The sequence below is a fragment of the Phocaeicola intestinalis genome (genome assembly GCF_014837065.1).
In the GTDB taxonomy this organism is placed as follows: Bacteria; Bacteroidota; Bacteroidia; order Bacteroidales; family Bacteroidaceae; genus Phocaeicola; species Phocaeicola intestinalis.
The window spans coordinates 1-992 of the sequence record NZ_JACSPP010000136.1; the positions used below are offsets into that span (position 1 = coordinate 1).

The 992-nt window shown below is 32.9% G+C and carries 2 protein-coding genes; both read left to right on the forward strand.

What is annotated here, in order from left to right:
• The coding region (locus H9625_RS17370) for a tyrosine-type recombinase/integrase (RefSeq protein WP_191765576.1) at positions 1 to 282 on the forward strand (282 nt) is incomplete at its 5' end.
• The coding region (locus tag H9625_RS17375) for a tyrosine-type recombinase/integrase (protein ID WP_191765578.1) at positions 279 to 992 on the forward strand (714 nt) is incomplete at its 3' end. The genes H9625_RS17370 and H9625_RS17375, both read left to right, overlap by 4 nt.

Here is a 992-nt window from a genome sequence, read left to right on the forward strand (position 1 = left end):
ATGACTACATTCATGCCATATAAGTCTTTAACAAGATCATGCATTTATAAGATTGTTTCGGATGCATACAAAGGACTTAAAATACCAATCAACATAAAACACATTGGTGGACATTCTTTGCGCCATGCGTGTGCTTCCAATCTAATCAACAATGGTGTTTCTTTAAAAGAAATCGGGGACATCCTGGGTCATCGATTACAAGATACAACCAGAATCTATTCAAAAATAGATATTACTAATCTGCGCAAAGTCTCACAAATAGAATGGGAGGTCATGTTATGAATATAAAAGAAGCCATTCATCTCTATCTTTCCTATAAGGAAAGTTTGGGAGAAAAGATTAGAGATGTAAGATATTTATTATTGCGTTTTGAGAGATATATAAATCCTATTGTTGAACTTGATGAGATTAAAGAAACAGACTGCCAGAACTTCTTAAACTGTAAAGGACGTAAAAATAATAATTATACTCGGTATTGGGATTATCAATTCTGCAAGCTTGAACGCTTCTTCGTGTGGGCATTTTCCAGAAAGTTTATACATTCTATCCCGTTACCCAAAATCCGTCCTACAATCAGACATGATTTTACACCGTATATATATAGTACGGATGAATTGAATAAAATTTTTGCTACTGCACTTTGTTACCGACAACGATATAATATTGAATATCCGTATGTCATACAAACAATGTTGAAATTAACTTACTGTCTTGGTTTGCGTTCTGGTGAAACGACACGACTATTAGTTGAAGATATAGATCTAAATAATGATTTGTTATATATCAATGAAACGAAATTCCATAAGAGTAGACTGGTTACAGCAAACGCTCCAGTTATGAAAATGCTAAAATTATATCTTGACTGGCGAAAGAGTATAGTAAAAGAAAATCATTTTGTCAACAATCATTTATTCCTTGATAAAAGAGGGAATGGAGTACCTCAACATGAATTACAACAAGCATTCCGTCTTATTTGTACTAAAGCAAATATT